The 20,165-nt window shown below is 50.6% G+C and carries 21 protein-coding genes; 9 read left to right on the top strand and 12 right to left on the bottom strand.

What is annotated here, in order from left to right:
- Nucleotides 1-86: 86 nt before the first annotated feature.
- On the top strand, nucleotides 87-536 hold the full coding sequence (locus tag QK296_RS07715) for a 3'-5' exoribonuclease (protein WP_282390757.1): 450 nt from the start codon (nucleotides 87-89) through the stop codon (nucleotides 534-536).
- On the opposite strand, the gene QK296_RS07710 is transcribed toward QK296_RS07715, so the two are convergent.
- From QK296_RS07710 to QK296_RS07695, 4 genes are all read right to left on the bottom strand, one after another.
- Nucleotides 520-828, bottom strand: coding sequence for a nucleotidyltransferase domain-containing protein (locus QK296_RS07710; protein WP_282390756.1), 309 nt, complete (start codon nucleotides 826-828; stop codon nucleotides 520-522). The genes QK296_RS07715 and QK296_RS07710 overlap by 17 nt on opposite strands.
- 649 nt (nucleotides 829-1,477) lie before the next feature.
- The gene (locus QK296_RS07705; protein WP_282390755.1) at nucleotides 1,478-1,867 is read right to left on the bottom strand and encodes a hypothetical protein; all 390 of its coding nucleotides are present in this window, start codon (nucleotides 1,865-1,867) and stop codon (nucleotides 1,478-1,480) included.
- 2 nt (nucleotides 1,868-1,869) lie between these two features.
- Complete coding sequence (locus tag QK296_RS07700; protein WP_282390815.1) at nucleotides 1,870-2,340, bottom strand: hypothetical protein; 471 nt, start codon at nucleotides 2,338-2,340, stop codon at nucleotides 1,870-1,872.
- A gap of 179 nt (nucleotides 2,341-2,519) precedes the next feature.
- Nucleotides 2,520-2,915 carry a hypothetical protein gene (locus tag QK296_RS07695; RefSeq protein ID WP_282390814.1) on the bottom strand — a complete coding sequence of 132 codons (396 nt, stop codon included), beginning with the start codon at nucleotides 2,913-2,915 and terminating at the stop codon, nucleotides 2,520-2,522.
- Between the two features lie 183 nt (nucleotides 2,916-3,098).
- Between QK296_RS07695 and QK296_RS07690 the strand changes: the two genes are divergently transcribed.
- Nucleotides 3,099-3,596: a hypothetical protein gene (locus QK296_RS07690; protein WP_282390754.1), complete on the top strand. Its 498-nt coding sequence runs from the start codon at nucleotides 3,099-3,101 to the stop codon at nucleotides 3,594-3,596.
- A gap of 77 nt (nucleotides 3,597-3,673) precedes the next feature.
- On the top strand, nucleotides 3,674-4,588 hold the full coding sequence (locus tag QK296_RS07685; protein ID WP_282390753.1) for a hypothetical protein: 915 nt from the start codon (nucleotides 3,674-3,676) through the stop codon (nucleotides 4,586-4,588).
- A gap of 188 nt (nucleotides 4,589-4,776) precedes the next feature.
- On the opposite strand, the gene QK296_RS07680 is transcribed toward QK296_RS07685, so the two are convergent.
- The 3 genes from QK296_RS07680 to QK296_RS07670 all read right to left on the bottom strand — a co-directional run bounded on the left by QK296_RS07680 (nucleotide 4,777) and on the right by QK296_RS07670 (nucleotide 7,382).
- Nucleotides 4,777-5,340, bottom strand: a complete 564-nt coding sequence (locus QK296_RS07680; RefSeq protein WP_282390752.1) for a restriction endonuclease — start codon at nucleotides 5,338-5,340, stop codon at nucleotides 4,777-4,779.
- A 78-nt stretch (nucleotides 5,341-5,418) separates the two neighbouring features.
- Nucleotides 5,419-5,895 carry a hypothetical protein gene (locus tag QK296_RS07675; RefSeq protein WP_282390751.1) on the bottom strand — a complete coding sequence of 159 codons (477 nt, stop codon included), beginning with the start codon at nucleotides 5,893-5,895 and terminating at the stop codon, nucleotides 5,419-5,421.
- 68 nt (nucleotides 5,896-5,963) lie between these two features.
- Nucleotides 5,964-7,382: a hypothetical protein gene (locus QK296_RS07670; protein ID WP_282390750.1), complete on the bottom strand. Its 1,419-nt coding sequence runs from the start codon at nucleotides 7,380-7,382 to the stop codon at nucleotides 5,964-5,966.
- Between the two features lie 203 nt (nucleotides 7,383-7,585).
- Here QK296_RS07670 and QK296_RS07665 point away from each other — a divergent pair, with 203 nt between their 5' ends.
- Complete coding sequence (locus QK296_RS07665) at nucleotides 7,586-8,875, top strand: RES family NAD+ phosphorylase (RefSeq protein WP_282390749.1); 1,290 nt, start codon at nucleotides 7,586-7,588, stop codon at nucleotides 8,873-8,875.
- 61 nt (nucleotides 8,876-8,936) lie between these two features.
- Here the strand turns inward: QK296_RS07665 and QK296_RS29035 are convergent, their stop codons facing one another.
- Entirely contained in the window at nucleotides 8,937-9,452 is a 516-nt protein-coding gene (locus QK296_RS29035; protein WP_348775205.1) for a hypothetical protein, read from the bottom strand.
- 271 nt (nucleotides 9,453-9,723) lie between these two features.
- Here QK296_RS29035 and QK296_RS07655 point away from each other — a divergent pair, with 271 nt between their 5' ends.
- The 4 genes from QK296_RS07655 to QK296_RS07640 all read left to right on the top strand — a co-directional run bounded on the left by QK296_RS07655 (nucleotide 9,724) and on the right by QK296_RS07640 (nucleotide 12,200).
- Nucleotides 9,724-10,125, top strand: coding sequence for a hypothetical protein (locus QK296_RS07655; RefSeq protein WP_282390748.1), 402 nt, complete (start codon nucleotides 9,724-9,726; stop codon nucleotides 10,123-10,125).
- Nucleotides 10,126-10,211: 86 nt separating this feature from the next.
- Nucleotides 10,212-10,676: a hypothetical protein gene (locus tag QK296_RS07650; protein ID WP_282390747.1), complete on the top strand. Its 465-nt coding sequence runs from the start codon at nucleotides 10,212-10,214 to the stop codon at nucleotides 10,674-10,676.
- A gap of 240 nt (nucleotides 10,677-10,916) precedes the next feature.
- A complete protein-coding gene (locus QK296_RS07645; protein ID WP_282390746.1) occupies nucleotides 10,917-11,531 on the top strand; it encodes a hypothetical protein in 615 nt (204 codons plus the stop codon).
- A gap of 459 nt (nucleotides 11,532-11,990) precedes the next feature.
- Nucleotides 11,991-12,200 (top strand): hypothetical protein, encoded by a 210-nt coding sequence (locus tag QK296_RS07640; protein ID WP_282390745.1) that lies wholly within the window; start codon nucleotides 11,991-11,993, stop codon nucleotides 12,198-12,200.
- 19 nt (nucleotides 12,201-12,219) lie between these two features.
- Here QK296_RS07640 and QK296_RS07635 read toward each other — a convergent pair whose 3' ends face one another.
- Nucleotides 12,220-13,014 (bottom strand): hypothetical protein, encoded by a 795-nt coding sequence (locus QK296_RS07635; RefSeq protein ID WP_282390744.1) that lies wholly within the window; start codon nucleotides 13,012-13,014, stop codon nucleotides 12,220-12,222.
- Between the two features lie 281 nt (nucleotides 13,015-13,295).
- Nucleotides 13,296-14,252, bottom strand: coding sequence for a restriction endonuclease (locus QK296_RS07630; protein WP_282390743.1), 957 nt, complete (start codon nucleotides 14,250-14,252; stop codon nucleotides 13,296-13,298).
- A gap of 354 nt (nucleotides 14,253-14,606) precedes the next feature.
- Here QK296_RS07630 and QK296_RS07625 point away from each other — a divergent pair, with 354 nt between their 5' ends.
- Entirely contained in the window at nucleotides 14,607-15,665 is a 1,059-nt protein-coding gene (locus QK296_RS07625; RefSeq protein WP_282390742.1) for a hypothetical protein, read from the top strand.
- A gap of 678 nt (nucleotides 15,666-16,343) precedes the next feature.
- Here the strand turns inward: QK296_RS07625 and QK296_RS07615 are convergent.
- On the bottom strand, nucleotides 16,344-18,533 hold the full coding sequence (locus QK296_RS07615; protein ID WP_282390740.1) for a DEAD/DEAH box helicase: 2,190 nt from the start codon (nucleotides 18,531-18,533) through the stop codon (nucleotides 16,344-16,346).
- Nucleotides 18,530-20,149: a dsDNA nuclease domain-containing protein gene (locus QK296_RS07610; RefSeq protein WP_282390739.1), complete on the bottom strand. Its 1,620-nt coding sequence runs from the start codon at nucleotides 20,147-20,149 to the stop codon at nucleotides 18,530-18,532. Before QK296_RS07610 ends, QK296_RS07615 begins: the two co-directional genes overlap by 4 nt.
- Between the last annotated feature and the right edge of the window lie 16 nt (nucleotides 20,150-20,165).

Below are 20,165 nucleotides of genomic sequence, written 5' to 3'. Positions count from 1 at the left end.
CGATCTCTTGTTGACATAGATTGCTGCGAGTTTAGGTCATTGCGCTATATTCAGGCGACGTCTAGTCATTACAGGATTCTGAATGCATGAGGCTCTTTCTTGATTGCGAATTCACCGAGCTCTCAGCAGCAGCGAAGCTGATCTCCCTGGCTCTGGTTGGCCAGGATCGCCGGGAATTCTACGTTGAATTGCAGGATACGTGGCAGGTTGATGACTGCAGTGACTTCGTGAAGAACATCGTACTGCCGCAGCTCTGGGGCGGTGAGTACGCCATGCCGATTATCGAGGCCAGAGCGGCTCTCCTGCGGTTCCTGGCAACCTACGACGAAGAGCTCGAGATTGTCACAGACGCACCTGTCTACGACTGGGAGCTGTTTTGCGAGCTCGCCTATCACGATGGGAAATGGCCCAAGAACGTCAGGAATTTCTCCACTGATACCACGACCCTGACCGCGACGAACGACGGGGAAGAACTGCCTCATCACGCCCTGCTCGACGCCAGGATCATCGCAAGCATGTTCACAGCTGGAGCGTAACCATCTCACGCTCGATGGATTGCCTGAGGTGCTCAGGCATGTTGTTGTGCACGTGAAAATCGACCGGCACCCCCGTCAAGGCCTGAAGCTCGTCTTCGAGTTCGAAGATATCGAACAATGAAATCTTGCCGACCAACGCTGAAGGGATGGTCGCGAGCAGATCAAGGTCGCTCCCCTCGTGATCATTACCTCGAGCAACTGAGCCGAACAGTTTCGGCTCAATGAAGCCATAGGTCTCGATGAGACGTCGGATTTTCCCTTCCTTTCCTCGTATCGCGTCTGCGGGCCTCACTGTTGTCTCCAAGTCGGATCCAGGTAGGTCGTGAAATCAGTACAATTTCCAAAAAGGGCGCAAACCCGTCAGTCACTGCATCTCGACCGAGTGCTGCCGTCATGCCTCGAGCACAATGTATTCACCCAGGTGCTGCCCACCAGCTTGCCTGGGGCACCGCAATAAGAGCAGGTCTTCGTCGATAGCTGGATCGCAACGTCTACTGCTCCCCTGCAGTACACGTCCCCGGCATCGTAGAAAAAGTGCAGTTCGCCGAACTTGGATTTGATCTGCGCGACGTTTACCGGGGTGACCTCTGGGTGTCGCCTCAGGTAATCCTGAATGGTCTCGCAAAGCGCAATCAGGATTCCCCTCCAGCCCGGATCGCAATAAATCTCGTCGACAGCAGGGTCTGAGAACATCTGAGGGAAGCGCTCTCGGAACTTATTGATGTCGATCTCAGGTAGAGCTTCAGTGTCTTGATTCATAGTGTCCAAAGTTCGCAGCGACGTAAAAGCCAAGGCATCAAGCTCGCTGCACTGATGGCAAGCGGAGCGCGCAGGCCATGGATGGCAGTAGGCTTGAGGATGGACGCCCGCAAGGCCGTGGCGGAGCTTGGTTTACGACAGCCGGCCCCGGAGCAGGGCAAGCCCAAACAAAAATGCAATGGCTACTGAAGCCGACGAGGCGTTGGGATGTACCGATCCCCTGCAATGCGCAGGAATTCACGCAAGCTTCGCCGCCCTACATCACGACGGAACGTCGCAATGGCGTACGTGGAGTTGACAGTGGTGATCACCCAAAACCGGCCCTCCTTTTTCACGCTCTGAATGTCCGAAGTCCGGAGTAGTCGACCATCCGAGAATCGCGGATCCGCCAAGGCAAGGATATGGCCAAAAACAACGCCAACGGCGCTGCACGCATGGATATGCACATTCACGAGGTACGCAGTGATCAAACCTTCGTAATCTTGGCTGACAGCCTTTGCGATACGAAGGAGGTCAAAGTCTGAATAGCGCTTCACGTGCAGGTCGACTGCAACAGTGTTGATCTCGGCCATGGCTACACAACCTCCGCCGCTGAAGCCATATCAGTGGTCGCAGCAGTGCGCCGGTAGAACTCCTTCACGTCGCTCAGGGAGCCGACATCGAGGTCACGCTGATGCGTGTTGACGTACACCTCACCGCTTTCAACTTCCAAGACGCAGATCGGTACGTCTACTCGGTTGAAGCCCATGGATAGGGTGCTCAACTTCTCCATCCTCCAGCTCGGGCTTTTGTTCATCCAGCCAGGAGTTACGACCTGGACTTCCTGAACAACCAAGTTCTCATCCTGAGCAATGAGCAGTTCTACAAGACGAGGCTCATCGCTGATCATCTCCTCAAAGGCCACAAATCGCCCTTCATGCCGGCGCTTGAGACTGACGTGATACCAGTGCGTTGCGAGAGATCGTGACACAGCGTGAAAGTGAGCCAGGCCGTCGCCAAACATTCCGGCTGGCCCGGCCTGGTCTTGCATGCAAATCCTGAACATCTTGTTTCTCGTATGAAGCAGGCCCACCAGGCGCACCTGCAGTTGACTTGAAGGGATCTTTGTCTTGTCGCAAGCCGTTGCCTTGAAGCCTTACCAAGTGCTCCAACGAAACTTATGATTCTGAGCTTCGTCGCATTGAGCTGCTGCGGACACCCTACCCAGCAGGGGCCGGTTGACGATCAGAAAAGGGAAAATATTGCGTCGATGGAAGACGACTTCCGGTGCCCAGGGCCGAGAAGAACGTAAACCGAGTTCCGCGTGGCGAACAGGAAGCCTTCTTTGAAGGTGGTGCCCATACTGGAGCGCACCCAGTTACCGGGTTCGAATCGTCTCTGTTCGTCGTGCACCACCTGGTGGGCAAACAGAAACATTGGCTGGCAGCCTGCGGCGACTACCTTTGCGCGCTCGGCGTCAGTGACCACGGCGTCCAGGATGATCCACTCTTCGACGACGCATAGTGGAAGGTGCTTATAGTGCCTTCTTGCCGCCTGCAGGGCGTCATCAAGGCAAAGCTCCGCGCCCATTAGGCTGACACCAGGATCGCCCAATAGACCGTCTTGAATGGGACTATCCACGTCCATCTCTCCATCCTCAGGATTTATCATAAATTGTCAGGCCGTGGTCGCTGTCAGCTCCCCCCTGTTGGCGTCGGGCCTGAAGAGAGGGACTGGAGCCGCCCCGATCTTTACAATAATACCTCATATTGATGTTTATCTGAAACCCAGTGGTATGGCTATATCCTGACTTTTGGCAGAGCCATGCATCTCAAAATCGCCTTAGCAGGCACCCTCAGGGCTCTACGCCTGAACAAACGCTTCCGGTATGAGAAGCTTTCGGATGCCAGCGCCAAGTCTAAGATCAGCGCTCTGGAGCGCGGTGAAACCAGCATTACGCTTGAGAAATTCGAAAGCCTGTCTGAAGCACTTGAGATAGATCCGCTCGCGCTGTTGACCTTGTGTATGTCCGCACGGCTAGGGACGCCATATCAAGACCTTATGAAAAATGCACAAGAGCAGCTTCGCGCGTTTGAAGCTGATGGGGGCATGGAGCTATTAGCAGAGCAATTCGCCGATGGAGCCTTAATTCGGCGGACGCGCGGAAAGCCTCAGAACCCTGAAAGCCTCGACGCAGTCAGGAGGCTAAAGGCAACCGGCATGACACAGGCGCGGATCGCTCAGGAGTTGGGCTTGTCGCCTAGCCTAGTGAATCGTCATTGGAAGCGGATACTCAACGAGAATTCTGATACTTCGCTTTAAAGCGGCTCGCTTTAATTAGGCACTAAGCAGTCCAAAGCCTCAATGTCACTCCAAATATAAAGTTGAAGGAATAATTGATGGGTAATGTTTTCGTCGATGTCATGCCTCCTGCGTACTGGCAGGATTTCGAGCGACTGACCTTAGACTATGCTAGAACCGTGTGGAAGGATGACTATGCGGAGAGAAATGGACGACAAGGCCAGGCACAAGCAGGCGTTGACGTCTCCGGATACAACAGCTCGCAGAAAGAACAAACTGGTATTCAGTGTAAAAAACGCATCTGGAAAACGAAGCCTGGAGCTGATGCCCCCTCCAGCACGCTAACTAGAAAAGAGATCGACGATGAAATAAATGCAGCTAGAAGTTTTTTCCCTGAATTGGATCGTTTTGTCATCAGCACAACTGGGCCAAAGGACGCGGAGCTTCAACAATATGTACGTGAGTTCAACAGAAATAAAAAAAGCGGATTTTCTGTATCGCTAATCTTCTGGGAAGATTACGTTGAGTTTCTGAACAACAACCAAGAGCTTATGTATAGATACTATGAGAACGTGCTTAAGTACCGCCAGACCTACGACCCAGTCGAACATTACTACCTGCTTCTACATATGGCATTTAATCGCCCAGCAATAAGGACTTCATTTCATCTTGAAAATAGGGCGAAAGACTTCATTGATGCACTGGCCGCAACTCAAAATGCAATAGCTACTGGGTGTTTAAAAGACCGGGACAACCATGTTATTGATCAGGCAATAGTTCCAAAAAACAAACCAAGACAACTCAGCGCTGCGGCAAAACTATTACAGCGCGCAAGAGATATCTCAACAAAAGCTCTAGCAGATAAGCTAATTATTGAGCATGCCTCTGTAATTGAAATTCGGGACAGGGAAACTGCAGAAAAACTTAACGAGCTTAGATCTGAAGCGGTGCGCCTGTTGAATGAAATTTTAGCTCCAATGAAACTCCCCACTATCTCAATCGACTCTGAATAGCAGGCCAACAACCAGACCTATGGCACGGCACCTCAACCCCTGCCGGCAGGCATTGCTAGACAGCGTGCTAACTGCCAATCAAAGAGCAGCTAAGGATTACGAGTACGAAAGCCCTACACAAAGTATTGCCGAGACCGGTTTGCGGAACATGACTATACGGCTATGTCTTCGCGTGTTTAGTCCGACAGCTACGAGGTCTCATCACCCAGCATCTCGTTGATTTCCGTGCTGGCACGGCCCAGTGACTTCATTGAGATGTTTCCTGCGTCATTCTCGTCGACATGCCAGAGTGCAAATTTTGGAAGGTTCAGCCAGGCCAGATCCTGCGCCGCGACTGGGTACGCGGAGCGAGTTTCGTAGGTGGCTGCGCCTTCAATTATCGACACCAATGCTATGCCGTGCGCTTTGGCGTATTTTATCGCGCCGGATTGAAATCCTGTTGTGGTGAACAACATGCCTTTGTGAGCACCAACGGATCTCACCTTGTCGTGGAGTACCTGAACCAGCTCACGCTCGACTGCGTTACGGTATTTTTTGCACTCAATTAGGACGATGAATTCGGCACCCGCAAAGGCTTGGAATTTCGCCAGCACATCGATCTGGTAGGTTGAGTCGTAGGCCTCCACCTTCACGTCATGCTTCACCTCAAGCGATGTCAGTTCACCACCCTGTTTGAGGATCCAGTCTCTGACCAATAGCTCAAATTCCGCAGATGAGATTTCAAGATTGGGGTTTGCCATCGGTGGGAACATTTGTCGTCCTTGAATTTGAAATTACCCTCCAGCTTACAGCTAGCGCGTGGTGTTCCTGCACAAACTGCTGCATTGCGGCTACTGCGAGCTGAGCCAAGCTTCCAATTTTGCCAGCCTGCCCACCTCAAGAAGCTTTGGCTTAGCCAAATCTAAAAGCTCAAGGAGCCTTTGCCTGTCCGTTGGGGAGGGGAACCAGTCAGCCACCTCGACATTACACTGATTGGATTCGCTCAATGCCCATTTCACGACCATGTCTGCTGCAGCTCTGTAGTGGTCAGCCATGAAGAGTTTTTTGTCCTCGACGGGCCAGCCACGTTTCCTGAGCTGATCGGTCACGTCAGTGATGCCCGTGTCGCCAAGAAACACATCGGTGTCTGGGTAGTGAATCCCTGCAAGCGACACCTTTGCAACGCCCGAATCTCGGTCGAAGTAAGACAGGAAATGCCAGCCACCGGTGCTGCACCCTGGGTGTGGGAAATTGATTGCGGCCTTACCAGTTATGTAGTGCCGGCGAGAAACGCGTTTGAGGTCAAAATCAAAGAGCGGTTGCGTCATGTGGCATGCCTCTGTGCACCGGTGCTACCAATGCACTGCCTCGGTAAGCAAGAGCCTGACTGCTCATCTCAGGCGTTTGGTACAGCGGAGGCCCTGATGGCTTCCTCATCCTTGAGGAACCTTACTCCGGCATCCTTAACATAGACGCCGCATTCAATTAGCTCACTCACGTCCTCGTGCTTGCCAAGAAATGATGCTCGAATCCCCTTGAGCAAAACGTGGGCATAGCGGGCATCTTCAATAATGGTGTCCATTTCGCCTGATATTGTTATCCCTCGGGAGCTCAAATTCTTCACAGCAGACAGAGTGAAAGGCTGCTGTGGCTCCTCCATTCGATACTGGTGGCGCTGTTTCAGCAGTTCGCTTAGCTGATGCGCGTCACTCAACATCTGTTCTGATAGGCCGCTGCGGTTACTTTGCCGAGCTGCGACCAGCACATTTGCCTGCATGGATTGAAGCCCAGGCAGGATAAAGTCGCGGAGGATAAAGTAGAACTCCAGCTGCCGGTTCATCGCATCGTCAGCAGGCTTGCGCAGCCGCTTCAGGCGTTCAGCGGACGCGTCAGAATTGTTTGGAATGCACAGTGCCTTCTGGCTATCCCTGATGCCCTGTTCAAAAAAATCAGTCATCTGATTGGCTATCAATCCTTGTCGATAATCCTCTCGCAAAAGATCGAGCAGCACATCCAGCTGATCAATCGCAGCAATATCAATCTTCAAACTGGCGTGCTGCACCTGATGCTCCATTGCATTCAGAGTCTTTTCCACAGGAACGATGCAAAATTGCTGAAAAGAATATGAGAAGGCAAAGGTCTCTTTGTCCAGCATCCCTAGGCAACCCTCATAGATCTGAATCAACCGATCATTCAGATCCATATACTCAGTGAGGCCCTCGACAGTCGCTTGGTTCATCTGTGCTGTATCGGCTTGATAGGTAAGGTACTTATGAGTCCCCACGACGGCAGCTACGAAAACGCAGCTAGCCAACCCGGCCCTGAGGAACCAGCCACGAAGAGAAATCTTCGGTTTATAGTCAGGATAAAATGACTCCTGGAGCGAGGCGTTCTCTTGAATCACAGCTTCCAGGGCCGCCCAGCCCCATACGTCCACTGTTCCCTTTCCAACGATAGCTCGCTCTTCCGTGAGCTCTAAGGCACGATTGGTCAGGTACTTGTCATGCGGACTGGTGGTAAGGATGAAGAAGTGATCGATCTTGAACGGAAAGTCTTCTGTTTCGAGAACCGCCTGGTTTACCTGAGCCAGGGTCAGATTTTTGCCGAGGTTCTCATTTCGTCCCTTGCACTGAACGGCGATGAGAGAACCATCTTTGAGGCGACAATACAGATCCACGCCATGCTGCCGTTGGCCTTCCCGACCGTACTGATCGAACCTGCTTTTAAAGACGCAACTCATCACTGCTAAAGACAGGCGCTCGAATTGCTTCCAGTCTGCGGGACGTCGGTAGGTCGAGGCATGTGGTGCGGTCATAACCTTAAAATCAACTCCATTTGTCAGTGCTAACGCTGTGAAGCCATGGTGTTGCAACACTTGGTGGCTAAGAAGCCCAAGTCCACACTTGGTCTCCCACGGGCTCCTTGAGGGCAGAGCCTGTGGGCAGCAGGTTTTCATCGAACCGAGCCTCTATGGTGACTTAGAATCACCGCCATCTGAACTCTGCTAGGCACAGCCCCATGGACGAAGACCTGATCTGCCACCAATGCTTGAACGAAGCCTATCTCATTAGGTTGATCAGGCGAACCGGCGTGACTGCTGAGTGCTCGTTCTGCCTAAAAAAGCGTAAGGCTATCCCATTCGATGACCTGATCAACATGGTCGACGATGTCCTCCAGAAGTATTGCCACCCTGGAGCGATATACGATCAGTACGATGACAATGGTAAGCGCTCTGAGACCGAGCAGACCGGGGATCCCCTTGTCTTCCATGTCGCAGAATTGCTTGGCTTGAATGAGGATGACCCGGTCGTAGAGCGTGTGCTCTGCGACCTGAACGAAAGCTCCCATTACGACATCATGCAAGGAGGCGAAGCGAGGTACAGCGATGAGGAAAACTATGAGTGGAGAGTGATTCGACCAAGAGATGCAGAAGCTCGATGGCTGAATTTTCAGAACGAAATGAAGCATGGAAATCGGTTTTTTAGTCAGCATGCCAAGGATTTTCTGGACTGGCTGTTTCGAGGGCTTTCAACCTTCAAAAGCCCTAATGGATCAATGTCCGTTGTCAAAGAGCTTGTCGACGATCAGTTCTTTCGTGCCAGGCGCTGTGATTCCGCTTCAGAATACGACTCGATCATTAGCAACCCTGCAGCAGAACTTGGCCCGCCACCCAAGGAGGTCGCAGGGGCTGGCCGAATGAACCCTAAAGGATTGGCCGCTTTTTACGGAGCTTTTGACCGAAAAACCTGTGTTGCCGAGCTTCGCCCACCAGTAGGAGGACGAGTCGTCAGCGGCGAATTCAAACTCACAAGACCCGTTCGCGTCCTGGATTTCATTGCATTGGATGAAGCCTACGAAGCGAGGCCGTTGAGTGCGTTTGAAGCCAGCTACGAAGAGCAAATGGGTAGGCGCATCTTCTTGAAAACACTCCACGCAAAAATTACCGTCCCGGTGCTTCCGAATCAGGAACAAGAATACCTAGTTACACAAGTCATGGCGGAGTACCTAGCTACACAATTCGACCCGCCGCTCGACGGTGTGCTGTTCGAATCCGCTCAAGTGCGGAAAGGTACAAACCTAACCCTTTTTAATCATGCCGTGGTGGCTTCACTCGAGCCTAGAACTGCTTTCACGAACTTGGATGATTTGCTTAGCAGCCCCTCATCGCAGACGCCTGCGATTGAGTACGTGCCTGACACGCTGGTAAGGCATAAGGTTTGTCGTGTCAAATTCATAACTGAAGACCTGCAGCGCGATGATGGTCAGCCAGAGTCCGACGAGCATTACGACGACTGGGATGATTACTAAAGGCAATGTTTTAGAAGATGCGCGGTTGCGGCAGTCGTCGTTGCCGACTAAAAGTCGACCGCTAGAGAGCCTTCAGCAGGTTCTCAAGCATCTGATGCTCCCATACAGATAGCAGTGCAATGGGGTCTGTACCAAAGCGATCTCCGGAGTCAAACGACCAGTGTCGCCCATCCGGGCTGATACATTTTTCGCAGTAATCCAGCTGATCGCAGTCGTTATAAATCGACATCTGCCAATCATCTACATTGATCTGGAAGTGGCCGGAATAAATCTCGTCCCACGATTCATGACCAACCTTACTCATAACGCTTCGACCGAAAATCGCCTCCCTCAGTACCTGAGATACCTCTCTTGCGGATAGCTCAGCCGCAGTGTTTTCGCTAACGCTACCTACCTGGGATGAACGACCTGCCGTTCTGGCAGCTTTCAGCCTTTGCTCAGCGTACATAGCCGGATCATCATGTGGCAGCGGATAGCCTGCAGCTGAGAGCGCTTCGGCTCGCGCCTCAATGAGCAGGCGCTCAGGATCACGAGCGACTTGGTAGGTTCTGCCTGGTACGCGTCGAGTTGTGTCCATTCTCTGCTCCCCAGAAGGCTGATGAATAAGAGCGACTAAATTACTTTTAGAACGATAACAGAACGCTTCGAATAGCGATGCCGAGCTCCGAATCATGAGGGTAGGATGCGTTGCGATCTATGCTTCACATAGGCTCAGACACCAAGCAAGCGGACGCGCAGGCGTGAGGGATGCGAGCCCGCAGGGGCGAGACACGCCTTGGCGGGGCTCGATTCACAGCAGCCTGACGCCGCAGGCGGCACGCCATCAACGCCAACAAGAGGTAACTCAAATGCCCGACGATGAACTCCGCGAACTGGAGGCCAAGAGACGAAAGGCTTTGTGGATGCTTGCGAACATATCTCCAGGCGATTCGAAGGCGTTCGATGCCTTATCCATCCTTGATGACCTTGACCTTCAAGAACGGAAATATCCCCCCAATGCTGACAAGGCACTTGATCTCAACCAACTTCGGGATTGTGTCACGGTGCAGCATCACTACTCCGGAATCGACATCATCCTGGAGCAGACTATTCCGCAACCCTGGAGGGAGCGTTTCAACCAGGCAAGTATCGGCTCGACCAGGTTGCTTAATGGGCCATACGCCTCGGATTGGGATAAATTTCTGGTTGAATGGGAGCGTGAGATGCAGCATCTGCAAGACCATCGACTTGCAAAGGCTGCTAACAGCTAGAACTGCTGGTTCGAGCAATTGCGGCGCAAACACATAAGCAGTCGGTGTAGCCGCTGAAAAGCGCAGCCTCAAACAGGAGCAGCAAGGTGAAACGGCCTTCTTTTTTTATTGATTTTGAAGCTTCTGGAATAGCTCCTGACAGCTATCCGATTGAAGTTGCCGTCGTGTCGAGTGATACCACTTTCAGCTCGCTTATCAAGCCCGTCCGGTACTGGACGCACTGGTCGTTTGACGCGCAAGACATGCACGGTCTCACACAAGATCAGTTACATCAGGAAGGTGATACCCCGGTCGCTGTGGCGAGAAATATGAATCAGCTGTTTTCAGGGCAGGTGCTTTGCAGCGATTCACCGCAAGACGGGTTTTGGCTCGATGTCCTCTACGAGGCAGCAGATCTGATGCCCACCTTCGAGCTGAAGCCATTGGAGGTCTTAGTTGGCCGGGAGGCGGCTAGTGACATTTATCGCCTACTGCCAACAACCAGGCGCCATCGAGCTCTGCATGACGCTACTGCTTTGATGGAGGCCAGCCGTGCTTTCTTCGACGCTTGAACAATGAGCACATTAAACTTTGGATGTCGCCTCTCTGCATCTTTAGTGCCGGCACTTTGAGTGCTACTGAACACCAACCAATGATTGCAACACATGAGCACCCCAGCATTCTAAAGAGCACTGTCAATATATAAACAAAAGATTAAACATGTATTGACAGCTGGGATTTTCCGACACTTGCAACTTGGCTTTTTTTGATTATGATGACTGAAAGGAAATGACCAACGAGCATTAGCCAGCATGAATTACACCGTGTACCCGGCGCAGGAAGTCGACATCCCCCTCACTGCAAGAGTTGCCATTGTAAACTTGGGAGATCATCTCCAAGCGTTTCTTAATGCAAATAACATTTCAAGCTGGGCGCCGGTGGATGATTACGTCCTAAGAGAGGACAGACTGGCTGATGTTTTGGTTTTTCTTGGTACGGCTAAAGGAATGAGTATTGCACAAATCAAATACCGAGCAAAAAAACTCCTAAAGTTAGTTAGGACTTCTGGCAACCCGATGAAACTGAGCTTTGCTTATAACCTTGTCGCCAATTGCCTCGGATATAAGACCTACCAATTTGCGTACACGTGTCGTTCGATTGATCATTACGTCGAAAATCTGTGGCCCCTAGACATGATAGACAACGGGCACCTTTTCAATGAGGGTGAGCTATTGACGTGGCCATCCTCATCGACTTCAGTGATGCTCCAGGAGAGGATGCAATTCAATAAGCATCGGGATGATCTTTTTAACGATATTAAGCGGCGAAGGAAAAAAGAAAGGACGCTAAGGGAAAGTGAATATTTACAGGTCAGAAGTAAAGCGTTGACGCGTAGAGCCACCCAGCCAATTGACCCTCGCGGATAGCGGCTTGAGTCAGCGTGTGCCGTTTCGGCCTCAAATGAGCACCAGCAACTTACCTGCGCCAGGCTGTAAGCTTGTAGACCGAAAGCGATCATCCTTTCCCGGATTTAATTTGGATCAATCTTCACACTCCCGCGAGGCTAGTCTGAAGCGTTTCCAAACTGTTCACAGCTCCGATAAACGTTCGCTCGACGGCCTGCCCTAGTCAGGGCGTTTATCTCAAAAAACTAGGCCATCGCGGCCTCATGTTTAATTCGTTAGAGATTAGTATGTGGGAGCTGCAGGCATTGTCAGAGAGGAGCTGATCTCGGCATCACGCAAGCGGAGCGCGCAGGCGTGCGGGATGGAAGCCCGAAGGGCCGAGACGCAGGCTCGGTTTACGACAGCTCGTCCCCGAAGGGGCACGGCCCAACGCCAGGTAGAAGGAACAGAAGACCAAGACCATACCGCGAGGATTTTCCGATGGGAATGACGGACGATGACGACACAGTCTATTGCGACATTCAAATGCCCTTAGCGCAGGGCCGCGAGCTGCTGCAGCTGGTAAGGACTCAGAGAGAGTCAAATGCTCACCCGAATCTCAACAGGGTCTTTGAGCAAATGCAGTACGAGCTCAGCACGTCTATTGATATAGTCGAAAACCCGCCGAATTGGGGCCCTTGGCGCGAATGAGTCCCTCATCGCGGTGTTACTAGCCAATAGCAAAGCCGCTATATAACGTCGAGGGTTGAATTTCAAAAAATTTATTTCTGGCGTCTAGGGTCGGCATAGAAGTGCGCAGAAATAGCGTCATTTTTTGGCCATCTACCAGGAAGTTAAAATAGGGTTCGCTCGACCTTACTCTAACCCGGATTTGTGCCCTGTTTGCACTACAGGAGAATTTGCTGAATGTTTTGATATAGAACGATCCGTTAAACAGTTCAACCGATGCAGTTCCAAAAAAAATGGTATTGCTCCAGTTTACTGAGTTGATATCCTCCCCAGCGTGACTCAACGGAACGAATGCATCAAAGTAATTGAATGGCTCATTTTCTATATAGAGCTGATGCTCGACTCGTTCGTTCATGCTCAAAACTCTCCAAGCATCGACAACTTCCTGTAGCGTGCCAGGGTGGATTGCTGGAGAGCTCTGAACTTGTTGGGCAAGCGAAAGCATTTGTGCTCGCGTAGGCATGGCCTTTTTTTTCGTATTAGGAACTGCGCCTAAGTGGCTTGGGATGATCATGGGTGCTACCGCCATTGCAACTTTTTTTTGCTCTCCCTGTACATTGGAGTTCTCAATGGATTCCTTTTCATTCTTACATCCCGTGACATGCTTGTTCGGCGCCCTAAAAAATTTGTTGTTCCTTTGCGCTGGGACGACCTTTTCCAAGCAGTTCTGCTCAGGACAAAAATAATAGAAAGTGGAGTTGTCTTTTGCGTACTCTGCCGACACGTTGGCGCCCACCTCCCAGCACACTGCGGTGGTCATCAATTCAGTGCTCATATTTCATATTCCCTCATTCGTCCGAAAACTCATCCTATCCACAGTGATGGCCCATGACTATTTGTGGTTTGTATCTTGTTCTGAGACCAGTGGCGGCTGCGGTGTGGCCTGATCGCGAATGAGGACAGGCTACTCATGTGCAAATGCCTTGGGATGAAACCAGGATCGATTCTGCACGTCGTTCCCAACGTCCAGCCGCAACAGGAATCGTCGATCAATGTCCTTGGAAAACCATCTTATACGTCACCACCAGAATTAGCTGATCTAATCACATCGCCTTCTTATAGGCTTTCGAGGTAGGGCTTTTTATCAATCACTGCAGCACGCACCTTGCTTCGCAGGAGACTGACTAAGTCGCTTTTGTTCATGAGCAGCACCACGATTTCCCTTAGCGTGCAAAGCACCATCGTTTTCTGGGTTGAGTGAGTGACGCACTCGGCGATAGTGGTAGAGGCAAAATCTGAGTTCGAGATAAAAATCCCTCGAGCGTCAGCTCTCGCAAACAGTCTAACCATGTGCGCCGCGAGATCATTCACTCCTACTGGATCCTTGAGCCATTTCATCTCTACAAGGTAAATGTGTCCTTCAAACTCGATGATTCCATCTATTTGCTCAACGACGGCGCCTCCAGATTGATCTAGTCGTTTGAAGTCTTCTCGTAAAAGGATTCCGTGTGCCCGGAACAGGTCGTTCAATACTCCTTCCAAGAGCTTGCCGCGCTTTTGAGGTTCTCCATCCATACCAAAGAGAGCACTCAGCCGATCACGAACGTCTTCAACTTTACGATCCTTCTCTGCAGTCGCTTGACGCTCGGCTCGTGCCTTGGCGGCGACCTCGGCTTGAGCGGCCTCTCGTTGCTGGTTCATTCGGGTAAACGAGTCTTTGACATTGACGATGCGCGCCAGGTCTCCCACGTTAGCTTTGGCCTTGTGAACATTGTTGGGCCAGCATCCTGAAAACTCCTCGAACTCCACCACCCGTTTGATGATTTCGCGCCTAGCCGCCAAGCCGCCATCCCCTCGCTTATTCAGCTTTTCAAGAACGTCGCGAACTATGGCAAATGTACTGACTGAATCACGGTTTGTTTTAACCGTGACGTCCATCAGCGCGAGATCATCATGAGGCACTCCTGCTCCCCGTAAAAATAGCAGCACATCAGCCTTACTTTTGCAAAGTAGCGGGATGGTGTCGACCAGCAGGTTAAAAACATCAGGGGGATAGTGGTAGCGCGCGTCCATGTTCCAGCCCAGCACGTGGTGGTGAAATGCAAGAGTAGCTACCGAGACCACAATGGCACCAGCGGTGGATGTAAAAAAAGCTCACGACGGACATGTCTTGCTAGCAGGCAAAGCGCCTGCGCAAGCTACGGCCTCAGCTGATTAGACTTTGGGGCATGTGGCACAAGCGTTGAGTGGTGCCCACTGGTACTTAACCTCGTCACGGGGCGTCAGAGTTTCGTATCAGACTCCCTAGTAGGTTGAATCATCCTGGCGATGTGCTATCCATTGGGTATATACGCAATCGTTGAAAACAGGGTATCCCACCGGTGCGCATCTATCGGCGCGACCATTGCCTATCTGCAAGGAAGAACCATGCGCCTCGATCAGATGCCGTACCACTCGATGCCTACTCTAGCCGTACTCCCATTCCGTCAATTTGGAATCGGCTGGTCATGGCAACTGCGAGCCCTGAAGCTCTTCCCCGACTCCCTGCTTGCCTGGAAACGCTATTTCTACGATAACGGCCAGGGGCATGCACGTGGTTCCTCATTTAGCACCTTTGCAGAAGCCATGATTGCGGCAGATGCGTTCAACCAGACCACCGCTGAGCGCATAGGCACAGCGGTGCTTGATCCCGTGCTCCAAGCCTCAGTCACCCTGAAGGTCGACAAGGCTTTGACTGCGGCTCGCCGCATTCAGGACGAAGAGGAGCTAATGGAGCGCGAGGCGATCAAACGTAATGCTCATCTGCCCCGCCCAGCCATCCGAGATCTAAATCTGCCCAGTAAGATGGACAGTGTGCGGGAGCCGCTACACGAACAGCTTATACGTGCCCCATATTTGCAAGTGGTTGCAATCCCGAGGTTTAACGCTTGTCTTCGTCGTACCGGAGACATGGAATGGGAAGAGATCGGCGCTCTAACCCCGAAGCGCTCACAGATATGCCTTAGAGAATTTACTGCCAAGGGTTTTGGTCTTTCGGCAGCTGATCACTGGGGAAGAACCAAGGCACAGATTCGTGCTCTGCTGCTCCCAAGAGCTAACCAACTGCTTCAACTGGCCAGCGTCAAACAAATGCTTGCCGAAGCCAGGATGCGCGGCCAGAGGGTGTTGGTCTGTGGAGGCTTCGTGTTCTGGTTCGAGGATGATGGGCAGCCGAGGTGGGTCATCAAGAACACCGGGGGCGAGTCCAATAACGAAGAAGGTTCGACGCTATGGCATGAAGGCACTATTTTGTCCAAAAATCATGGTCGGATCGTAGTGCTTCCATATATCAAGGAAAATGGCGAGCGGGTGCAAGGGCACACTAAGAACGCGCCACATGACGGAAAAGCTCTACCTCGTCATCGAGATCAATATGTCACCCTTCCGTTCGAAATCTTGGAAGGAGACCTCATGATCGGTTTGTTTGGAGAGCTGCACTATGAGTGACAACCGAACAGCACTTGATGCGCGCCCCCCCCCGCATCGATGACCGTGAAATCAATGGTCAAGCGAGGACAATCAGAGCTCCGCATCCCATGCATCCATCGCCTCACTCACGGTAGCCAACCAGCGGCGATGATCGTTCTGTATAGCATGGGCGACGTGCCTGGCTGTGTTGGCTTCGATCCAAGATGGAAGACTATGCGAGCCCTCTGAGAACAGGTTTGCAGTCGCGACAGCGAATCGCCCCGTACTTGTAGATTGGAGGCACACGTACCGCACTACAGCGCCACTCAGCAACCGACGCCAAGCCACTACCTCGATACAGTCCATGGTGCTCACCGGAGCCTCTACGGTGGAACTCACTAACGGTTCCACCTGGGCATCTTCCGCTGCTCTGAATGATCGGTTAGGCGCTTCTGACCTGTGGACAAGATGCTTCAAATGCTCACGCGAGGCGACTATCTGGTCGCGGAGCTCTTCGGGGTCGATAGACATGCCGCCCCGGTCGGTGACCGAAAGGGTCTTCAGGCTGTTCGCTGCCAGGATGAACTCACGTTCTCGAGTTTTCTCTCGCTCGGGGCGGCGGTCGGGGCTGATTAGGTTCCGAATACTATTTAGGAGCTTCAAAGACATTCCTAGCAAGGATGAGCCGATCTCAATTATACATCCCCGGAACGTTTATCATCTCGAGCTTGGATAAAGCGTCCTCATCAAAAAGGAACGATCCACAGTGCCCAAGACCCGCCAACGGTCTTCGTTGTTTCTTAGGTATTCAGCCATCTCATCCACATCTAGGTCATGAGGGACATCCATGAGAGTGTTGAGCCTCTGGAGCGTCTGTACCGGCACGCCCATTTCCTCCAAGCCAGCCAGGCCAGATGGGAGGTGGTAATGTTCAAAAACCCCACGAAGTTTTGAATAATCAATCTTCGCATTAATATTACGCCTTTTAGCATGCAACTTAACGACATCCTCAAGAATACCGAGTAGTTTTGGAACTGTGTGCCCCAGAATATTGACCACCACCTTGAGGTCATCATTAATACATGTGGAGAGATTATCGACCTCGCCCTTCTCTAAGCGCGCCTTCGACTGAACAATCTGTGACTTAAAGTATTCTGCGTACTGAGGGGTATACAGATAACTTGTGAGTTTTGCATGGATAACCGAACTATTCTTGGTTGGGATCCGCACTCGGCGAAGCGCGCCGGATTGGAACCTCGTTAGTGCCTCAGCCAAAACATTGAGAAACTCACCTGAAGGCATCCAATGAAAGATGGTGGACTGAAAGGATTCCTCAAATAACATCTCGACATAAGAGTACAACTCTCTGAATGCCTCCAGAGTGAATGAGCTATGGCGCTTCAACAAGTCCACACCAAATTCATCGATATTTTCATCTCGTTCGAATCTGGACTGAGAGTAATCACTAAGGTGCTCAGGCTGAACGCCAACCAGAAGATTCATTGGCGTCGTATCATCTTGAATTCCGAGAGGGATATCCACCTCTTGGTTGAATGAGTCCTGGGGAATCGACTCTAGGCAATAAACTTTTCCTACGAAATGGACACCCATGCGACCAGCGCGCCCCTTTATGTTGCCATGTGTGAATTTATCAATGCTAAAATTGCCATCCCTGTTGTCATGTATCACAACATTTTTTGCAATAGTATTCACCCCCTCGATTATCGTCGAAGTACAAATAAGGTAGTTAATTTTTCCCCGATTAAAAAGATCAATAGTGTACTGCTGCAAAGCACGCGGCAACCCCCCAAAGTGAAGACCGATTCCGCTTCGTAGAGCGACACAATAATCCCAATCAGAATCGTACTCTTGGGCGACCCAGTCGAGATGAGGGCTATGAAACTCAGCACCAAACCCATGCTTGGCTAAAGACCTTGCAACTCCTCCAGCAACAGCAGAGGATTTACAGTAAATTATTGTCGCCTCACCACGACACAGGTCTGCAATAGAGAGAACCGCTTCCTCTTTACCCTCCTCATCATTAGGAGACAGGTCGAAGGACTCAACATCCAAAGCCACGGTATTAAAATCGGAGGAGATGAAGGTATACTCGAGGCCGAGACTCGCTAAGCCTGTCACACTGTTAATAAAAGGCCCGGTCATATAAAACTGCTTAGATGCCTTCAACAGCTTACTCAAAGCGATATTAAGCTCGATAACTCGCTCATTTTCATAGTCTATCTTCCCACTGGCCCGCTGCTGAAATGCAAGCTTGTAGAACTCATCAATTACGAAGAAATCAATTCCAACAATATCCTGTCGTTCATTAACCCTTTCCTGCGTGAGAACGTAAATCACCTTATCACCATTCGCTTCCTGAGAACTGTGATGGATGATTTGATAGAATTCGCCGAACCGCTCCTGAAGGCGCCTGCGCGTTTCGTCGGCTAGCGCGATAGTAGGAACAACTAGAACCACTCTACTCACTATTCCCAAGCCAATTATCGAATCTACGATTGCGCTCTTCCCCATGCTGGTCGGTGCACTTAGAACAACGTTGCGTCCAGATCGAAGCAGTTCAAAAATCTGAAACTGCATTGAATGGAAAACAATTTCATCCGAAAAAGGAGTCTGATAGATCCCTAAAGCCGCTTTTTCGCTGACCGTTACCTCTTGGAACTCTTTCTTCAAATACGGATACAGCCCAGACTTGCGTACCAGGTTGCGAAGCAAAGGCGTATAGCTCGTAAACTTCAGCCTAGCGTCCAAGGCTCGGATAACTAAATCCCTACCCATATGCAATGAAACGGGATTCGACAACAGCTTGTCAGCAGCATGAAGATAGCTAAATGCTGATGTTCCTTCTGTTTCGAGCAGAAGCCGAGCAGTGTCGTAAATCCTATTCACATGTCATCCCTCATTTTCTTTTCCACCAACCCACATAAGTCGTCAAAGCTTGGGGCAGGATAGAGATAGAGCTCAAAATTAAATTGTGAATATTCCGGGCTCTTGGTGATATCGGAAATAAAATCAACGAAGAGATCATAAGCTTCCTGATACAGGTTAGCCTCATGACCTTTAGTCTCAGGAATAGTGAGAAAACTTGACTCATAGCCGAAAAAAATTACAAATCGAAGGCGTTCCAAATGATCTTCAAACGAATTGCTGGTATCTAGAATATCATCGATATCGTGATTAAGTAGATATGAATCCTCCTTGACATCCAGAACCTTTTCTCTAACTCCGTCCAGACCACTTACAATATCATTATACAGCGTATCTCTAAGATCATTTAAAACCTGTGATAACGTCTTGGCTTTTGTTAACTTGCTGATCCCAAGCCATAACTCATCACCTCCCTTAGCACGCTGTACGATGTGAACATTCTCAAAAATCCGCATTTCATCTTTAGAATCAAGGTATAGGGTAGCCGGAATAGGCTGACTGTTATGTCTTAGCCTCATGACCGAATGCAGCAATGCATTTCCAAGAAACCGCTCAAGGTCTCTGGCATTATCAGCGAGACGTGACCTTAATAATTTGTATTTTTCCGTAGCAGTCGAACTGATGAAGTCGGCAATTTCACCTGGTCTCAACAGGAGCTCGTCAAACCAACAACAAATATTCTTGGCGATGTGCTCATAGCGGTACTGCCCCATCTGATAACGCTGATGTAGGGCAAGCCCATTCCTGGTTGGAATCGGACTTAAAAAAGGCGCCTGAAGTTGAATTAATATATCTGGCAGTTTGCGATGAACATAAACTTTGCAATGAGAATTTCCGCGATCATAAAATAAGACCTCTGCCTTGAACCAAGCAAGAAAATTATCTCTATGGTAGGTTTTGTCATCTTCAACGTACACACGCCTATCGAGTGCACTTCTTTTAGTCATAGCTACTAAAATATTAACCCAGATACTTTCAACCATTGAATCCGAACTTAGAATTACGCCATACAGGTTAAGGGCAGCATTTCTGATATTACTAAGACCTGTAAGCTCTACTTGCCTTAAGCTAGGTATAACCTCCCACGAACAAGAGTCAACCCAGTCGGATATAGAATTGCCTGCTGGCGCAACATATTTTCGCAATTTTACGTCGAGCTCATCGATCAGGCTTTGTCGGCCAGGCTTACCGTCTCGCTTTGAGAGCTCAATTTCTAAGTAGTCGAGTGGCGCTTTACAGTCTCTAGGAGATAAGATCCGAAACTTGCATTTCTCAATAGGCGTGAATGCACATTGCATTGACTTGTGCACAATTGAACTGTTGGCAATAAGCTTTTTATCAGCTCCACGAGTACGACTTGTAACCGTGCTAATAGACCAGCGAGGCTTGTCAGAAGTCTTAACTTGAACGAACTCAGTATGCGTATCGTATAGGATATCGATGTCGTCTGTAACTTCGCATCTGACAGCCTGGATCTTCTTGTTGAGTAGCATCTGGGTTACGAAAAGCGCCGCCGCACAGTCCTGATACAAGAATCCAAGCTTGGCTGCTACGCCCCCCGCATTGCTTGAGTCCATCACCTACTTCCATGGT

Origin of the sequence: Pseudomonas sp. AL10, assembly GCF_029960685.1 — a bacterium.
Taxonomy (GTDB): Bacteria; Pseudomonadota; Gammaproteobacteria; order Pseudomonadales; family Pseudomonadaceae; genus Aquipseudomonas; species Aquipseudomonas lactis.
The sequence above is the reverse complement of the archived record's forward strand: the minus strand, read 5'-3'. Positions and strand labels throughout refer to the sequence as shown.